Source organism: Flavobacterium sp. CBA20B-1, from assembly GCF_028473145.1.
Classification (GTDB): domain Bacteria; phylum Bacteroidota; class Bacteroidia; order Flavobacteriales; family Flavobacteriaceae; genus Flavobacterium.
In genome coordinates, this window is the sequence record NZ_CP092370.1 from 526,797 (window position 1) to 544,545 (window position 17,749).

Consider the following 17,749-nt stretch of genomic DNA (forward strand, 5'->3'; position numbering starts at 1 on the left):
AAAATAATAGAATGAGCGTAGAGAAAGTTTTAGCTATATCTGGAAAACCAGGATTATACGAATTAAAAATCCAAACAAGATCAGGATTTATTGCAGAGTCATTAATTGATGGTAAAAAGTTAACAGTTGGTTTGCGTAGCAATGTAAGCTTATTATCAGAAATTTCTATTTACACAGAAACAAGTGAATTAAAGCTGTTTGAAGTTTTTGCTCGTATTGCAAAAAAAGAAAATAACGGTCCCGCTTTAGACCACAAAGCAAACAATGATGAATTGCTTGCCTATTTTGGTGAAGTGGTTCCAGATTTTGATCGCGACCGCGTATATGTATCAGACATTAAAAAAGTTTTAAACTGGTACAATATTTTGCAAGCTGCGAACTATGTAGCAACTATGAACCAACCAACTGTATCAACAACTGGTTCGGTAACAATTAACAATACTACTGAAGAAAAAGAAACAGTAGCAGCAGAAGTTGTGGAAGAAAAGCCAAAAGCAAAACGCACCACAAAAAAGAAAACAGAAGAAAAAGAATAATAACTTGAAATCCGGCAATTGCCGGATTTTTTATACCAACCCATTAAATGAACAACCGCACACAACAGTTGCAAGCTTTTGAACGCTTGTTAGATATAATGGATGATTTGCGCGAAAAATGTCCGTGGGATCAAAAGCAAACGCTGCAATCGTTAAAACACCTCACCATTGAAGAAGTTTATGAACTGAATGATGCCATTTCGGCAAACGATTCCAATGAAATTAAAAAAGAATTGGGCGATATTTTACTCCACATTGTTTTTTATTCTAAAATTGGCAGTGAAACCAATTTGTTTGATATAGCCGATGTATGCAATGGAATTTGTGATAAACTCATTGCGAGGCATCCGCATATTTACGGAGATGTAGTTGCCGAAGACGAGAAAACAGTGCTGGAGAATTGGGAAAAATTAAAGTTAAAAGAAGGGAATAAATCAGTTTTGAGTGGTGTTCCTAATTCGCTGCCCGCCATTGTTAAAGCATATCGTATTCAAGACAAGGTCAAAGGTGTAGGTTTTGATTGGGACAACAAAGAAGATGTTTGGGCTAAGGTGGAAGAAGAATTGAACGAGTTTAAAGTAGAAGTGGCTCAAAACAATATCGAAAAACAAGAACAAGAATTTGGCGATGTATTATTTGCATTGATCAATTATGCGCGTTTTTGTAATATCAATCCAGAAGAAGCATTGAACAAAACCAATAAAAAGTTCATAAACCGCTTCACTAAAATGGAAGAGTTGATAAAAAATGATCAAAAAGCTTTAGGCGATCTGCCCTTAAAAGAGTTAGATGTTTATTGGAATAAAGTTAAAAAATCAGAATAGCAACGTTTATTTTTATTATATTTAATTAAAATTAAATGTTATGAAAGATTTGTTAAGAGCATTATTGGCAGGTTGGGGCGCAAAAAAAGCCGGTTTCGGTTGCTTTGGAACCGTTGTTGTATTCATAATCCTGTATTGGATTTTGGGTAAATTTTTGTAAAATAAAAAAGAGGCTGTCCAAAAAGGATAGCCTCTTTGTTATACTACTAACTTTTCAACATCATCACTAAAGTTAATTTCTTGCTTTTTTTGAAATAAAGACCGCTGATAGCATCTAAATTCGACAAAAATGACAAGTTTAGAACCAAAAATACGGCGTTTGAATACCGTTTTTCTTCCCGCAACTGCTACAGCCACCATTTTTCTAAAATTATGTCCAAGAGCCATCAGTAGAAATTCTAATTCTACTTTCTCTAAGCCTTTGAATGTAAATCTATTAAAATCATTATTGTGCTTGAGTTGCCCAAAAACAGCCTCTACTTCTATAGGGCGTTTACTGCGATGTTCCAGCCCTTTCTCGCTCGTTAATAAATTTCGAGCCTTTTCTTTAAGCTCATTCAACCGGTGATTGACTTCTATTCTGCGATTACCTTTTGCATTGAAGCATTGCTCTCGAAGCGGACAATTATTACAGTTTTTTGCCTGATAATAAGACACTTGCGATTCGTGTCCGTTGCTCGAAATTCGTTTTCCTTTGCCAACATTTTCCATTCGTTGACCCATCGGACAAACGTAAAAATCTTGTTCTTTGTTGTAGAATAAATTCTGAACCAAAAACGGATTATTTTTCATCGTCCGTTTCGCTTCTTTGTGAAAATAATTGTACTTCACGTAGGCTTTAATGCTTTTATTTTCAAGCATTTCGTAATTTTCTTCGCTTCCATAACCTGCATCGGCAACCACATCTTTGCTTTGTTTTCCATAGAGATTTTCAAAACCATCAAGATGCGATTCCAAAGTCGTGGTATCCCCCGGTTTTTGATGGATGGAAACGTGGGTAATAAACTGATTTTCAGTTGAAATCTGCGTATTATAAGCCGGTTTAAGCTGTCCGTTTTTCATGTGATCTTCCTTCATCCGCATAAAAGTAGCGTCAGGGTCGGTTTTGCTGTAAGAATTCCTATCGCCTAAAGTTTCTAGGTCTTTTTCGTATTTTTCTAATTTTGGAAGATGCTCATCCTGAAGTTTTTGTAGCTCTTTTGCCTGTTTTTTAGTGGGTTCTTTCAGCTTTTTATTCAAGATCGATAGCTTCTCCCGAAGTTCTTCCGAATTGATGCTTTTAGGTAATTCTTCTTTGTTAATTTCTTGATTATCAGACTGAATAGCACTTTCGATATCTGAAAGAATCGTGTTGATTTTAACTTCTAATTTTTCCTTGTATTTTTCAATCGAACCTCTCCAAACAAAAGTATAACGATTCGATTTGGCTTCGATTTTTGTTCCATCAATGTACTGAATATCAAGACTTACATAGCCCATTTCAACCAGCATTTTCACTACTTCGGCAAATAGTTGTTGAATATGATTTTTTAATATTTTCCCTCGAAAGTCGTTAATGGTTCGGAAATCAGGCGTAGAGTTGCCCGAAATGTACATGAAATAGATGTTTTCGGTGAGTGCTTTAGCTATTTTTCGGCAAGAATAAACGTTTGACAAATAGCTGTAAAACAACACTTTAATCATCATTCTTGGATGATATGCAGAGGTACCACCTCCTTTGTACAACTTAATTATATTGCTAATATCCAACGAGTTAACAACCTCTTCGATTAATCGAACAGGGTGATTATTAGGGATTTTATCAAAAATATTAATCGGAAAAAGTTCAGGACTATTGCCTGTTTGATTTTTAAAAACTACCTTAGCCATTGTTGGTTTTTTGTGCAACTCTAAGATAATTATTTTGGAGAAAAAATACAACAAAAAAAAGCTGTCCGACTTTTCGGACAGCTTCTTTTTGTTAAACGGCATCTTTCAAAAGATTGTAAAATATATTTAAACGCTTTAAAAATCGGCTGTACAAAATTTTATAAACACCCCAAAGTATCAATAAAATAAGAATTGTTGAAACCACACAAGTCAAAATCAGCGAAGCATAAAATGAAAAACGATCATACAATGCCAAATCGTTGGTGCTTGAAACAATAGTCCAATAAATCGTGATGTAAATAATACAAAGATAGGCTACTAAAACCAACGAAATATATAATTTAAAGTAATTCCTTGCCCTTTTTATGCTTTGTAATAACGCTTCAAAAGTGTTTTTAGATGTTATCCTAAATATTAAGATTCCATTTATAATCGAAAAAAATGCAGGTAAAATCAAAAGGCTTAAATCAAGGGCATGCAAAGTATTTATGAGCCATGGGCTTATTGTTAGTTGGGTATTTTCTTCAAGTATAATTCCGGAAATAATAAAAAAAGTAAGTTTCAATAGGGTTACACCAATAATCCACCATAAAGTTTGTACAGATTTTTTTTTAATATTGATGTACAATTCCGATCGACTCGAAAAATTTTCGCTCAATTTTTTGCTATAATTATCTTTAAAAAAGCTTAAATTCATTACTGCCTTCTTGTTTTTCATTGCAAAATAACAACATATTTTACAATAATCCACCAGAACACGAAAAACAAAATTATAATGTTTTTATTGCCAATTTGTTTGTAATTTTGTGTAAAAGTAAAGTAGTTATGTTGAATATTCCAGATTCTAGTAATCCAAGAGTTGTTATCATTGGTGGCGGTTTTGCGGGTGTATCGCTTGCAAGAAAACTAAAAAATAAAAATTTTCAGGTGGTTTTGTTAGATAAACACAATTACCATAATTTTCAACCGCTTATGTACCAAGTGGCAACGGGTGGATTAGAATCCGGATCGATTGCCTATCCGCTTCGCAAAATCGTTAAAGAACATAAAGAGGCATTTTTCCGAATGGCTTTGGTAGAAAAAATTGATACCGAGAATAAAAAAATCATAACAGATATTGGTACTATTTACTATGATTATGTGGTGATTGCCACGGGATCTACGAATAATTATTTCGGAAATACACAGATTGAAAAAAACAGTATGGTAATGAAAACCATACCCGAAGCATTAAATATTCGCAGTTTAATTCTTGAAAATTTTGAATTGGCGTTGCAAACCAATGACATGCAACAGCGAAAAGCACTGATGAATTTTGTAATTGTTGGTGCAGGACCAACCGGTGTGGAATTAGCCGGAGCTTTGGCGGAAATGAAGAATGCAGTTTTTCCTAAAGATTATCCCGATTTGGATATTTCGATGATGGAAATTAATTTGGTCCAAGGTTCAGAAAATATTTTAGATGCTATGTCTAGAAAATCTTCAAAAGCTGCAGAAAAATTCCTTAAAAATTTGGGTGTAAAAATCCATTTAAAAACCATTGTTACCAATTACGATGGCACAAAAGTTGAAACCAAAAATGGCTTAACCTTCGAAACGCAAGCCGTGATTTGGTCAGCAGGGGTAAAGGGTGCACCTGTAAATGGCGTCGATGCTTCGTTGGATCGGGCGGCACGTATCAAAGTAAACGAATTCAATCAAGTGGAAGGTTTTACAGATATTTTCGCAATTGGCGATGTAGCTGCGATGTATGGCGATAAATACCAATACGGTCATCCCATGATGGCACAACCAGCCATTCAGCAAGGCACTCTATTGGCCGAAAATTTAGAACGCTTAACCAAAAAGCAATCGCTAAAAAAGTTTGTTTACAACGACAAAGGCTCTATGGCAACAATTGGTAGAAACAAAGCGGTTGTTGATTTACCAAAATTACATTTCAACGGTGTTTTTGCTTGGTTTGTTTGGATGTTTGTGCATCTTTTTTCGCTAATTGGTTTCAAAAACAAAACGTTGGTTTTTTGGAGTTGGGTGTATAATTATTTTGTATTCGATAGAGAATCGCGCGTTATTATTCGTCCGTTTCGTAAAAACAGAGATGCAAAACCGACCGAAAATTAAAATTGATGGAATTTTTTGTCATAATTGATCAATAAATCAACAAATTTATTATAGGATTTGATACCGTCTTTTTGATTGTTCATTTTTAAAAATCCACCGTAGAGATATTTAAAAAAATACGTAGAAACATTTCTTTTATTGCTCCAAAACAGTTCGCTTTCTAAGATGTTCTCTTGAACGCCTTTGTTTAATTGATCAAATAGTAAAAGATAGGTTTCTTCGTTTTCATATCTAAATTCTTTTAAACAATATTTCAAGGCATACAAATTTGCGGCATATTTAAACGTTTCATTGCTGCTTAATTGCATCACTTGGAAACCAAAAAAATTGGCTTCGGCTTCGCTCGAAACTCCCAACTGATGCGCCATTTCATGAGCTACTGTTACCGGCATTCCAATCGATGGTATTTCTATGTTTACATGGTTTTCATGCGTAAACGGATTAAAATATCCACTAAATCCGGTATATGATAAAGCATAGGAATAAAATGATGGTTTTACAGGATTGATGGCGTTTTTAATCAGCAATTTTTGTAAATGGTCAGGCAATTTGGAATAATTCAGTGCAGCTGTTTCATTGAAAACCTCTAGCTTCTTTGCAATCACTACTTTTTTAGACACATCGTTTGTAAGCGCTATTTGTTGATTGTTTACAAGCTTGATTAATTTTTTAGTCAGCGTATCTAAATCAGGTTTGGTGTAATTTCGTTCTAATTTTAATTGATGTGCAACACCATATTTGTAATTATTAAATCCCCAAAAAAGCTGAAAAATAGCTAAGAAAAGTAAAAAGCAAGTTGATAAAAACAGAACCAATTGTTGATATGCTTTCTTTTTTAAGCCTATAACTATTTTATAGATGATAAACACAACCACGAAAGCATACAACACATCGCCGACAGAAAACGGGATTTTAGAAAAAACATGCATGAATCGATCTAATATGGAATAGATTTTTTGGTTGTAAATTTCAGTGAAAAACAAAGGAAAATCAGACGCTAAATAATAGCTTGCAACAACAAATCCAAGCAACAAAAACTTCCAAGAAAAATTTTTCTTCATTTTAATGTTTTATTTAGAATAAATAAAAATTATTATTTATATTTGTACTCGTTAAAGATAGTAATAATGGGTAAATGTAAATCTTTTAGTGAAGTAATTTATTTTTGCGACGGAAAAAAATGCTGCAGATACAATGAAGAAGCAAAGTCGTGCTTAAAAGAATTATTATGTGAAACGGGTTTAAACAACAGTGTTTCTCTTCAAAAAATGAAGTGCCAAGGCATGTGTAAAAGTGCTCCCGTTTTTTATATCGACTCTGAAAAGAAATATAAAAAAGAAGTAACCAAGAAAAAAGCCCAGAAATTATTCACCAAATATATTGTTGCGTAATTTTCTAAGATAATTATTGTTTTATTTTGTATGTAAGCCATTTTAAACCCCGTTTAAAGTGGCTTTTTTACTTTATTATAAGTAACTTTGATTAAAATTTTAAAAATATGAGTCAAGATATTCGCAATTTAGAGCCACTGCCATTGTGGAATCATTTTGCAGATTTAAACGCAGTGCCGCGTCCGTCTAAAAAAGAAGAGCGTGTGATTGCTTTTATGAAACAATTTGGTGAAAGTTTAGGTTTAGAAACCCTTGTAGATGAAGTAGGAAATGTAATTATAAAAAAGCCGGCAACTGCTGGCATGGAGAACCGTAAAACAATCGTTTTACAGTCGCATTTAGACATGGTGCACCAAAAAAATAACGATACCGTTTTCGATTTTGACAACCAAGGAATTGATATGTACATCGATGGCGATTGGGTACGTGCAAAAGGTACCACTTTAGGAGCAGATAACGGTATTGGCGTTGCAACCATAATGGCTGTTTTAGCATCAAAAGAAATAGAGCATCCGGCAATTGAAGCGTTGTTTACCATTGATGAAGAAACCGGAATGACAGGAGCAATGGGATTAAAAGGTGGATTGCTAACCGGCGAAATCTTATTAAATTTAGATACCGAAGAAGACGATGAAATTGATATTGGTTGTGCTGGTGGGGTTGATGTAACGGCTACTGCTGAATATGAAGAAGAAGAAGTTCCCGATGGATCTGTTGCTTATAAAATTACTGTAAAAGGTTTAAAAGGCGGCCATTCGGGTATGGATATTCACAAAGGTTTAGGCAATGCCAACAAATTCATGAACCGTTTGCTTTTTAATGGTTTTGATAATTTTGGTTTGCAAATTGCAAGTATCAATGGAGGTAGTCTTCGCAATGCCATTCCTCGCGAAAGTGTTGCTCAGGTAATTATCGCTAAAATGTACGATGAATCGTTTGTGTTTGATATGCAAACTGTTGTAAATGAAATTAAAGCGGAATATGCAACCACCGAGCCCAACTTGGAAGTTATTTTTGAAAAGCAAGATACATTGCCCGAAAAAGTGATGCCTGCAATGGCTCAGTTTTATTTAGTACGTGCTTTATATACTGCACACAACGGCGTTTATAAAATGAGTGCTGATTTTGAAGATTTAGTAGAAACATCCAACAATATTGCAAAAGTTACGGTTGGTGATGGAAAATTGCAAATTCAATGCTTAACACGTTCGTCGGTTGAAACTTCAAAGTTTGATTTGGCAAATAGTTTGCGTGCTGCATTTGAATTAATGGGCTGTGAGGTAAATTTTTCAGGAACATATCCGGGATGGACACCGAACCCCAATTCATCTATCTTAAAAGTTTTAGATGAATTATATGAAAAACAAAACGGACAAAAAGCCAATGTTGTGGCTTGCCACGCCGGATTGGAATGTGGTATTTTAGGTACCAATTACCCCGATATGGAGATGATTTCTTTTGGACCAACCATTCGCGGTGCGCATTCACCAGAAGAGTGTGTTTCTATCGCATCTGTCCAAAAATATTGGAAATTTGTGGTTGAGATTTTAAAGAATATACCAGTTAAATAATAACTTTATCAAAAAACCTCTAAATTATTGATTTAGAGGTTTTTTTGTATTTTTAAAATATTCTTTATTATTAAAAATTTCTAACCGTTTGGCGGATTGCTACTAGCTTTTCCATTAAAGCTTCAAAGTAGTCTAAATGCAACATGTTTGCACCATCACTCTTTGCATTCGCAGGATCAAAATGTGTTTCAATAAAAATTCCGTCCACGCCCACAGCAATACCTGCTTTTGCCACTGTTTCAATTAAATCGGGTCTTCCGCCTGTTACACCACTTGCTTGGTTGGGTTGTTGCAAAGAATGTGTAATGTCTAAAACTGTGGTAGCATATTGTTGCATGGTAGGAATACCGCGGTAATCCACAATCATATCTTGGTATCCAAACATCGTACCTCGATCGGTCACCATCACGTTTTCATTTTGGCAATCCAACACTTTTTGAATGGCGTGTTTCATACTTTCCGGGCTCATGAATTGTCCTTTCTTTAAATTCACCGTTTTGCCTGTTTTGGCTGCTGCAACCACTAAATCGGTTTGGCGTACCAAAAAAGCAGGTATTTGTAGCACATCTACATAAGCTGCTGCCATTTCTGCATCGCTGCTTTCATGAATATCAGTAACCGTTGGCACACGGAATTCATTGGAAACCTTTTGCAGTATTTTCAATGCTTTTTCATCACCAATTCCTGTAAAAGAATCAATGCGTGAACGGTTCGCTTTTTTAAACGATCCTTTAAAAACCAACGGAATTTGCAAGCGATCGGTAATAGCAATCAATCGTTCGGCAATTTTCAATGCCATTTCTTCACTTTCAATTGCACAAGGACCTGCCAATACAAAAAAGTTGCCGCTGTTTAAATGTTTAATTTGGGGTATGTTTGCTAAATTCATTATTTTTTCTTTTTATTGAAGTTGGTTTGGGTTGGCGGGGTATTGATTACTTGTTTTTTAGTTTTAAAAACCCACGCATACAAAGCGGAATAAATCACACCTAAAGATAAAGCGTTCATCACACCTTGCCTAATCGTAAAATTCATATTGTGGATTAATTCTAAACTTTCACGCGTTTGTTTTCCTTTAGAAAGTTGATAATTAATGATGTTTTCAAAATAATCGGGTGAAATATTTTCATAAATGATATATTGCGAAATAGGACTTAGAAGGGTTAACAATCCAGTAAGGAATAAACCAAACTTAAAAGCACTTTTAAATTCCCAAACGGCGTTTTTTCCTAATGATTTTTTCTTGTCGATAAAAGCAATTGCCCACAAAAAAGTCAAAATCACATAATAAATAAAGGCTGTTACAATAATATTGCTAAAATCTTTATGATAACCCAAAGCACTCTCTAAAGCCGCCCAACCGCAAGTAAATGCAGTAATTAACGCTGCCCATTTCAGCTCGATTCCTATTTTGTTCATTGTACGTTTTATGTTTTAACAAAATTAATCAAACTTTTATCACAAAAAAAATGTGTCATCTTAAAAATTACTAAATGATTTTTTCTATATTTAGTAAAAAATAAACGATTGTGTAAAATAAAAGTGTTGGGTATGAAAAAATTAATATTAATAAGGCACGGAAAATCATCATGGGATATGCCAATTGAAGACCATGAACGCCCGTTGACAAATAAAGGCATTAAAAACTCAAATGCAGTTTTTGAAACTATTCAAGATAAATTACCCGAACGCTTTTTAATATGGTCCAGTACTGCGAAAAGAGCGCATGACACGGCTAAAATCTTCAATGAAGTCCTAAATATTCCGCAAGAATTAACGGTTTTAAAGCAAGATTTATACACGTTTGATGCCACACATTTAACCAAAATAATAAGAAATTGTAAAGATTCCGTTCCAAGTCTTATTATTTTTGGGCATAACAATGCAATTACCGATTTTGTTAATACATTTGGCGATAAATTTATAGATAATGTTCCCACGTCGGGTATCGTGATTTTAGAATTCAACGATGAGAATTGGAACACTATAAAAAAAGGTACTGTTACCGAAACTTTATTTCCAAAAGATTTAATAAATGCAAGTTAATCAACCAAAATATATAGACCGCGAAAAAAGCTGGTTAGCGTTCAACGAGCGCGTGTTGCAAGAAGCCGCAGACCACACGGTGCCCCTTTTGGACCGATTGCGGTTCTTAGGAATTTTTTCAAATAATTTAGATGAATTTTTTAGGGTTCGATATGCATCAATTCGCAGAATATCCATTTCGAAAGACCAACAAAAAAATTTGATAAGCGGTATTTCTGCCAAAGAATTATTGCAAGACATCACCGAAATTGTGATTAATCAGCAATCAAAAAGCTTGGCAATTTTAAATGAAATTGAAGAAGAACTTCAAAAAGAAGGGATTTTTATTGTAGATGAGTCACAAATCAACCACGAACAAGAACAATTTATACGCGAATTTTTTATTCACAATGTGAGTCCGGTTTTGGTAACCATTATTTTGAATGATTTAGCCGAATTTCCGTTGATCAGAGATGCATACGGATATTTAGCTGTAAAGCTGGTAAAAAAATCCAGCGAAGATTCTGTAAAATCAATCAAAAAGCGCACCCGTTATGCTTTAATTGAAATACCTACACACATCAATAGATTTGTAGAACTGCCTAAAATCGACGGAAAGCAGTATATTATTTTGCTTGATGACGTGATTCGATTTAATTTAGATTATATCTTTTCGATTTTCGATTACGAGAGTATTTCTGCACACATGATAAAAATTACCCGCGATGCCGAGTTGGATTTCGATTCAGATTTACACAAATCTTTTTTAGAGAAAATTTCCAATTCAGTGCGTGAACGTAGGCTGGGCGAGGTGGTTCGTTTTGTGTACGACAGCACTATTGACAAAGACACCCTTGATTTTTTCTTGGATAAAATGGATATCGAAGCAGTAGATAGCATCATTCCGGGAGGGCGTTATCACAACCGCCGCGATTATATGAATTTTCCCAATTTAGGTAGAAGCGACCTTACTTTGGGTAAAATTAAACCAATGCCTGTAAGCGGATTGAATCTGCAAGGTATGATTCAGCAAATAAAAAACAAAGATTTTTTGGTACACACGCCTTTTCAATCGTTTAATTATGTAGTGAAATTCTTGCGCGAAGCGGCATTAGATCCAAAAGTAACAAGCATAAAAATTACCTTGTATCGTTTGGCAAAAAATTCTCAAATCATTTCATCGCTTATAAATGCTGCGAAAAACGGCAAACAAGTTACCGTACAAATTGAATTGCAAGCGCGTTTTGATGAAACCAGTAACATTAATTATGCCGAAATAATGCAAGCCGAAGGCATTAAACTGATTTTTGGTGTGAAGGGATTAAAAGTGCACAGCAAAATTTGTGTAATTGAGCGCTTAGAAGGCAAAAAAGTAAAAAGATATGGCTTTATATCTACCGGAAATTTCAATGAAAGCACTTCCAATATTTATACCGATGTAACTTTGTTAACTTCCCATTCACGCATCATGAAGGAAGTAAATAAAGTGTTTGAATTTTTTGAAGTGAATTATAAAATCTATCGTTATAAAGAATTAATTGTTTCGCCGCATTACACCCGCTCTAAATTTACCAAATTAATAGATGAGGAAATTCAGAAAGCATTGAATGAGCAACCTGCAATGATTCGATTAAAAATGAACAGTTTATCAGACTATAAAATGATTGATAAATTGTATGATGCCAGTCGGGCAGGAGTTAAGATTCAATTAATCGTAAGGGGAATTTGCTGTTTAATACCCGGCGTTCCCGGATTAAGCGAAAATATTGAAGCAATTAGTATTGTGGATAATTTGTTAGAACATTCCCGAATTTATATTTTTGGAACAGATGATCAAGCAAAAGTTTTTATCTCATCTGCCGATTTTATGACTAGAAATATCGACGAACGGGTAGAGGTTACTTGCCCAATTTATGATACGCACATTCAAAAAGAATTAATCGATACATTTGGAATTTACTGGAAAGGCAATGTGAAAGTTCGCCTGCATTCAGAGCGATTAGAAAACCGATACCGCCGTTTGGGAGAATCGCGATTTAAAGCCCAAGAAGAACTTTTCAATTATTACCGAAATAAAATAGAAGTTATTTTAGATTAATGATAAAAATTAAAAAATACGCCGCAATTGATATTGGCTCTAATGCCATGAGATTGCTTATTGCCAATGTGGTAGAAGAACAAAATAAACCCACACAATTCAATAAAAGTCATTTAATTCGTGTACCTATCCGATTGGGACAAGATGCTTTTACAGTAGGCGAAATTTCCGAAGAAAGTGCTGGCCGAATGATAAAGGCAATGCAAGCTTTTAAATTGTTAATGGACGTTTATAAAGTAGAAAAATATGCTGCTTGCGCCACTTCAGCCATGCGCGAAGCATACAATGGAAAAGAGTTGGTTGAAGAAATTGCTCAAAAAGCCAACATACATATTGATATTATTGAAGGAAAAACCGAAGCAGCTATTATTGCAAATTCAGATTTACAGGCTTTTATAAAAAGCAATGGACACTATTTATATGTGGATGTGGGTGGTGGTAGTACCGAATTCACTTTGTTTTCAAACGGCAAACAAATGGTTTCCAAATCTTTTAAAAACGGTACAGTTCGCTTGTTGAACAATATGGTTACAGAAAGTGTTTGGACCGAAATTGAAAAATGGATCAAAACACATACTGCCCATTTATCTAATCTAGAAATTATAGGTTCTGGTGGAAATATCAACAAGATTTTTAAAATGTCTGGGAAAACCAATGACAAACCACTTACGCAGAGCTATTTAATGCAACGCTACAAATATTTGAATTCGTTAACCTACGAAGAACGTATTTATACATTGGGACTTAATACCGATCGTGCAGATGTGATTATTCCAGCTATCCGCATTTATGCAAATGCAATGAAATGGAGCAATGCCAAACACATTTATGTACCAAAAATTGGACTGTCTGATGGAATTGTAAAAGCAATGTATTACAAAAATACACAGATTGCGATTCATGAGATTCTTCCGTAAATTTGCAACATGAATTTTAACGAGTTAAAAGACTATCTAGATTTTAAGGCAAATCAATACAACAGCCCTCGGTTTATTGAATCAGATCCTATACAAATTCCGCACAAGTACCAGTTAAAGGAAGATATTGAAATAAGCGGATTTTTAGCAGCAACAATCGCTTGGGGAAACAGAAAAATGATTATCAATAGTGCCGATAAAATGATGCAAGCAATGGGCAATAATCCTTTTGATTTTGTGATGAATGCTTCAAGTAATCAAATAAATGCGATTGATTATATTGTACACCGAACGTTTAATTCAGAAGATTTTAGATATTTTATACATTCTCTACGCAATATTTATACGCATCATGGCGGTTTAGAAGGTATTTTTTCAAATACTAAACAAATTGATTTACAGAATAGAATTTCGGCATTTAAAAAAGTATTTTTCGAACTGAATCATCAATCCAGAACCACAAAGCATGTCTCAGATCCTTCAAAGGGTTCTTCTTCAAAACGTCTGAATATGTTTTTAAGATGGTTGGTTCGCAATGACAACAAGGGCGTAGATTTTGGTATTTGGAAATCGGTATCGCCTGCGGAATTATCTTGTCCGTTAGATGTGCATTCGGGCAATGTGGCTCGGACATTAGGAATCTTAAAACGCAAGCAAAACGATGCCAAAGCCTTGCAAGAACTCGATGCATCTTTACGCAAATTAGACCCAACAGATCCTGTAAAATACGATTTTGCTTTGTTTGGATTAGGTGTCTTTGAAGGTATTAAATAACTATAATTCGTTGAACTTCTTTTTGCCCTTTAAGAAATAAGCAGTTACGATATTATCTGTATAAAAATAATTGGTTTTAGGGTTTTGTTCTGCTTTGTTTTTCAGTTTTGAAAGCAGCCCGTAATACGCAAAATGTGCCTTGATAATGGCAAAAGTGTGCAATGGTTGCAAACTGATAAAAAATTTAATACCGGCTAAACCATCTAAGCACAATCTTTTAAAAATGACTGAAAAACGCTTGTCTTTTGGTACATTTTTATAGAGCATACACAGCGAATTCCTGAAGTTTAAAAATGTTTTTTTAGGGTTCGATTTTTTTAAAGTGGCACCACCAATATGGTACACAGTACTTTCATTACAATAATAAGTTTTTATGTTTTGGTTAAAAGCCCGCCAGCATAAGTCAATTTCCTCTTGATGGGCAAAAAAAGCGGCATCAAAGCCATTTAATTGTTTAAACACACGGTTTCTAATAAAAAAACAGGCGCCAGATGCCCAAAAAATGGGTTGGGTTTGGTACTGATTTGTATTATCTTCTAGGGTATCAAATATTCTACCTCTGCAAAATGGAAAGCCGTATTTATCGATAAATCCGCCGGCTGCACCTGCATATTCAAAATAATCTTTGTTTTTAAAATCTAAAATCTTTGGTTGAATAATTCCAATAGAAGCATCGCTTTGAAATAAATCCAACACAGGTTGCAACCAATTTTCAGAAACTTCGATATCGGTATTCAGCAAACAAATATATTCTTCATTTATCTGTTCTAAAGCCAAATTATATCCTTTTGCATAACCAAAATTATCAGCAAGTTGAATCCATTGAACCGATTTAAAATGTTGTTGCACATATTCTTTCGATAAATCGGTAGAGGCATTATCTGCAATATAAATAGCGGCTTGGGCAGAAAATTTTTCTACAATTGGTAAAAATTGCTTTAAAAGATTCAGTCCGTTCCAGTTTAAAAGAACAACGGCAATTTGCTTCATTTATTTAATTCTTTCGGCTATTTCTGCTTTTGTAAACTCTTTTAAATCTATATAAAATTCTTCAGCAGTAAAGTTTTTATCGTTTACATAAAAATGTTTTAAGAATTTCTTGGTAATTTCTGCTGAAATCAATTTTGGGTTATTCTTTACAAACGAAATATACTCTTGCTCGTTTTCCATATATAGTTTTTTTGCTGAAATTTCAAAAGTGGGTTTTTCAGGAGTTCCAAAAAGATACATGGTTAAATTATCTGTATATGATTTTTTGGCGAGATCAATAAACTTGAAATCTTTATGCTTTAAAATAAATTTTTCCCAATTTATGATTAATTCGCGTTGGTCTTGCAAGGTGATTTTTTTGTTTTTGAACTGCAAATCATACAAAAGTTTGTGTTCTTTAAACCGCAGTTTTAGATATTGTTCGTACTCGGAAGATATTTTTTTGTGAAAAAGATTATAGAAATAACCGGGCTTTATCTTAAAATCATATTTTGTTGAATCTAATTTTCTAAAGTACAGCCCCAGTTTTTCATAGAGTTTTTCTTTTCTAATAATGCTGTCTGGCTTGGTGTTTCCTAATGAATGATAGGTGTTTAAAGTGTTGGTTTCAGCCACACTAATAGAGTCAACAATCACGCTTAGTTTTTTGTAATAATCAATAAACAGCGCCTCTGCTTCTTTTTTATTGGCTTTTTTTAGCTTTTTTTGGAGATTTTTTTGCTCATTTTCAAAATGAACTACTAATTCTTGAGCATTTTTATTAGCCAATGCGTAATCCGGATCCGATGCATAGTGCACCTCTGTAATGGTATCATTTGAAGTGTTTACAGGTGTCATTTTTTCTTTTTCGCACGAAGCAAACGTCAACAATGATAGCAAACTTATATATATGCAGTTTTTACTCATATTTTTTAATTAAGGTAAATCAGCTAAAAACTGATACTTACTGTTTTTATAATCTAATTTGCAATAATAGTGATTTAAACCATTAGTCACCATTAAAAATGCTGCGTTTAAACTTAAATTATACCTTGCAATTTGATCAAAAACCGTTTGATTGATCTTTACATTTGGTTCTTTACATTCCACCAGCAAAAAAATACTTCCGTTGGGTGCAAACACAACAACGTCGTAACGCTTATTCATATTGTTGATTTTCACTACTTTTTCAACATTTATATACGATTTTGGGTATTTTTTAACATCAATTAAAAACCGCACCACATGTTGCCTTACCCATTCTTCTGGGGTTAATAAAACGTATTTTTTCCTGATTTCATCAAAAATGAACCGTTTATTTTCATTAATTTTGAAACGGAATTCAAACTTGGGAAAATTTAAATCACGCATAATGCAAATTTATTCATTCTCTTTAAAAAACCTTTATAAATCTACGAAAGTTTATGAGTGAACTAAAAAAAATGCTGACTTCAATTAAAAAAGAAGGATACAAACCGGTTTATTTTTTAATGGGAGAAGAACCCTATTTTATAGATTTTTTGTGTGATTATTTTACCGAAAATGTTATTTCTGAAGAAGAGAAATCATTCAATCAGGTGATTTTGTATGGCAAAGATGTAACCGTGAATGATGTGATTTCGCAAGCACGGCAATATCCTTTTATGGGCGATAAAATGCTTGTTGTGGTGAAAGAAGCTCAAGATTTAGGGAAAACAATAGATCAATTGGTTGATTATTTTAAAGCTGTTCAGCCCACAACCATTTTGGTTTTTTGCTATAAATACAAAAATTTAGACAAGCGAAAAGAATTGTACAAAACGCTTTCAAAAAATGAAAGTGCAGTACTTTTTGAAAGTGCCAAGGTGAAAGATTATCAATTAGAAGCTTGGATTAAATCTTTTGTAAACGATAATGGTTTAGAAATTGAACCAAAAGCCGTTGCCATGCTTGCTGAATTTTTAGGAAACGATTTAAGCAAAATTGCAAATGAAATTGGGAAAATAAAGATTATCTTGAATCAAAATAACTTAATTACAGCTGATTTAATTGAGCAAAACATTGGAATTAGTAAAGAATACAACAATTTTGAATTGATCAATGCAGTTGCATATAACAATGAGGCAAAAGCCTTTCAAATTGCTAAATATTTTGCGCTGAATACTAAAAACAATCCATTGGTGGTTACAACTGCTTTACTGTATAATTTTTTTTCACGATTGCTTCAATATCATGGCATCACATACAAGAATGCCGGAGCCAATCCTGCAGAAATTGCCAAACAATTAGGTATTAATCCTTACGGGCTGAAAGATTATCAGGCAGCAAGCAAAAAGTATCCAATGAAAAAAGTAAGTCAAAATATTGCAGTGATTCGTGAAATTGATTTAAAAGGTAAAGGAGTAAACGGTAGTTTATCGCACGACGATTTACTAAAAGAACTGATTATTAAATTATTTAGATAATACAAAGTAATGGGATTAAACAAAAATAAAATACTTGGTTGGGCCACGCTCATTATGGTTTTGATGGGCGGCTTGTTGGTAGGCTTAGCAATTTATAGATATGCCGATGTTGCCGGTTGGGGATTTGGCGCAGTTGGCGTTGGCTTTTTTGCAATAGCATGGGTTTTTAATGCGTTGAAGGGTAGGGTGTAGCCTGAAATTTTTTTGAAA

Annotated in this window: 18 protein-coding genes and 1 pseudogene; 11 read left to right on the top strand and 8 right to left on the bottom strand. The window is 33.9% G+C overall.

What is annotated here, in order from left to right:
* Window positions 1-11: 11 nt before the first annotated feature.
* Both MG290_RS02695 and mazG read left to right on the top strand, forming a co-directional pair.
* Entirely contained in the window at window positions 12-536 is a 525-nt protein-coding gene (locus MG290_RS02695; protein ID WP_264562378.1) for a DUF5606 family protein, read from the top strand.
* Window positions 537-583: 47 nt separating this feature from the next.
* Window positions 584-1,360, top strand: coding sequence for a nucleoside triphosphate pyrophosphohydrolase (gene mazG / locus MG290_RS02700; protein WP_264562379.1), 777 nt, complete (start codon window positions 584-586; stop codon window positions 1,358-1,360).
* A 357-nt stretch (window positions 1,361-1,717) separates the two neighbouring features.
* Here the strand turns inward: mazG and MG290_RS02705 are convergent.
* Window positions 1,718-3,229, bottom strand: a pseudogene (locus tag MG290_RS02705) (IS1182 family transposase); the annotation flags it as partial.
* A gap of 91 nt (window positions 3,230-3,320) precedes the next feature.
* Window positions 3,321-3,947 carry a hypothetical protein gene (locus MG290_RS02710; RefSeq protein WP_264562380.1) on the bottom strand — a complete coding sequence of 209 codons (627 nt, stop codon included), beginning with the start codon at window positions 3,945-3,947 and terminating at the stop codon, window positions 3,321-3,323.
* Window positions 3,948-4,054: 107 nt separating this feature from the next.
* On the opposite strand from MG290_RS02710, the gene MG290_RS02715 reads away from it, so the two are divergent.
* A complete protein-coding gene (locus MG290_RS02715; RefSeq protein WP_264562381.1) occupies window positions 4,055-5,350 on the top strand; it encodes an NAD(P)/FAD-dependent oxidoreductase in 1,296 nt (431 codons plus the stop codon).
* Here the strand turns inward: MG290_RS02715 and MG290_RS02720 are convergent.
* On the bottom strand, window positions 5,347-6,411 hold the full coding sequence (locus MG290_RS02720; RefSeq protein ID WP_264562382.1) for a DUF3810 domain-containing protein: 1,065 nt from the start codon (window positions 6,409-6,411) through the stop codon (window positions 5,347-5,349). The two genes, MG290_RS02715 and MG290_RS02720, sit on opposite strands and share 4 nt — an antisense overlap.
* 66 nt (window positions 6,412-6,477) lie before the next feature.
* Between MG290_RS02720 and MG290_RS02725 the strand changes: the two genes are divergently transcribed.
* Window positions 6,478-6,741 (top strand): (2Fe-2S) ferredoxin domain-containing protein, encoded by a 264-nt coding sequence (locus MG290_RS02725; protein WP_264562383.1) that lies wholly within the window; start codon window positions 6,478-6,480, stop codon window positions 6,739-6,741.
* A 107-nt stretch (window positions 6,742-6,848) separates the two neighbouring features.
* Window positions 6,849-8,312, top strand: coding sequence for an aminoacyl-histidine dipeptidase (locus tag MG290_RS02730; protein ID WP_264562384.1), 1,464 nt, complete (start codon window positions 6,849-6,851; stop codon window positions 8,310-8,312).
* Between the two features lie 70 nt (window positions 8,313-8,382).
* Here MG290_RS02730 and kdsA read toward each other — a convergent pair whose 3' ends face one another.
* On the bottom strand, window positions 8,383-9,201 hold the full coding sequence (kdsA, locus tag MG290_RS02735) for a 3-deoxy-8-phosphooctulonate synthase (protein ID WP_264562385.1): 819 nt from the start codon (window positions 9,199-9,201) through the stop codon (window positions 8,383-8,385).
* Window positions 9,201-9,731: a DUF4199 domain-containing protein gene (locus MG290_RS02740; RefSeq protein ID WP_257499084.1), complete on the bottom strand. Its 531-nt coding sequence runs from the start codon at window positions 9,729-9,731 to the stop codon at window positions 9,201-9,203. Before MG290_RS02740 ends, kdsA begins: the two co-directional genes overlap by 1 nt.
* Window positions 9,732-9,863: 132 nt before the next feature.
* Here MG290_RS02740 and MG290_RS02745 point away from each other — a divergent pair, with 132 nt between their 5' ends.
* The 4 genes from MG290_RS02745 to MG290_RS02760 are packed head-to-tail and all read left to right on the top strand — an operon-like array spanning window position 9,864 to window position 14,126.
* Complete coding sequence (locus MG290_RS02745; protein WP_257499083.1) at window positions 9,864-10,358, top strand: SixA phosphatase family protein; 495 nt, start codon at window positions 9,864-9,866, stop codon at window positions 10,356-10,358.
* Entirely contained in the window at window positions 10,348-12,435 is a 2,088-nt protein-coding gene (gene ppk1, locus MG290_RS02750) for a polyphosphate kinase 1 (protein ID WP_264562386.1), read from the top strand. Before MG290_RS02745 ends, ppk1 begins: the two co-directional genes overlap by 11 nt.
* Window positions 12,435-13,352, top strand: a complete 918-nt coding sequence (locus MG290_RS02755; RefSeq protein ID WP_257499081.1) for a Ppx/GppA phosphatase family protein — start codon at window positions 12,435-12,437, stop codon at window positions 13,350-13,352. Before ppk1 ends, MG290_RS02755 begins: the two co-directional genes overlap by 1 nt.
* A 9-nt stretch (window positions 13,353-13,361) precedes the next feature.
* Window positions 13,362-14,126 carry a TIGR02757 family protein gene (locus tag MG290_RS02760; protein WP_264562387.1) on the top strand — a complete coding sequence of 255 codons (765 nt, stop codon included), beginning with the start codon at window positions 13,362-13,364 and terminating at the stop codon, window positions 14,124-14,126.
* On the opposite strand, the gene MG290_RS02765 is transcribed toward MG290_RS02760, so the two are convergent.
* The 3 genes from MG290_RS02765 to MG290_RS02775 are packed head-to-tail and all read right to left on the bottom strand — an operon-like array spanning window position 14,127 to window position 16,466.
* The gene (locus MG290_RS02765; RefSeq protein ID WP_264562388.1) at window positions 14,127-15,116 is read right to left on the bottom strand and encodes a glycosyltransferase family 2 protein; all 990 of its coding nucleotides are present in this window, start codon (window positions 15,114-15,116) and stop codon (window positions 14,127-14,129) included.
* Window positions 15,117-16,022, bottom strand: coding sequence for a hypothetical protein (locus MG290_RS02770; RefSeq protein ID WP_264562389.1), 906 nt, complete (start codon window positions 16,020-16,022; stop codon window positions 15,117-15,119). It lies immediately after the preceding gene.
* A gap of 9 nt (window positions 16,023-16,031) precedes the next feature.
* Complete coding sequence (locus tag MG290_RS02775; RefSeq protein WP_264562390.1) at window positions 16,032-16,466, bottom strand: type I restriction enzyme HsdR N-terminal domain-containing protein; 435 nt, start codon at window positions 16,464-16,466, stop codon at window positions 16,032-16,034.
* A gap of 53 nt (window positions 16,467-16,519) precedes the next feature.
* Here MG290_RS02775 and holA point away from each other — a divergent pair, with 53 nt between their 5' ends.
* On the top strand, window positions 16,520-17,539 hold the full coding sequence (gene holA, locus MG290_RS02780) for a DNA polymerase III subunit delta (protein WP_264562391.1): 1,020 nt from the start codon (window positions 16,520-16,522) through the stop codon (window positions 17,537-17,539).
* A gap of 9 nt (window positions 17,540-17,548) precedes the next feature.
* Window positions 17,549-17,731 (top strand): CAL67264 family membrane protein, encoded by a 183-nt coding sequence (locus MG290_RS02785; protein ID WP_257499075.1) that lies wholly within the window; start codon window positions 17,549-17,551, stop codon window positions 17,729-17,731.
* Window positions 17,732-17,749 lie beyond the last annotated feature (18 nt).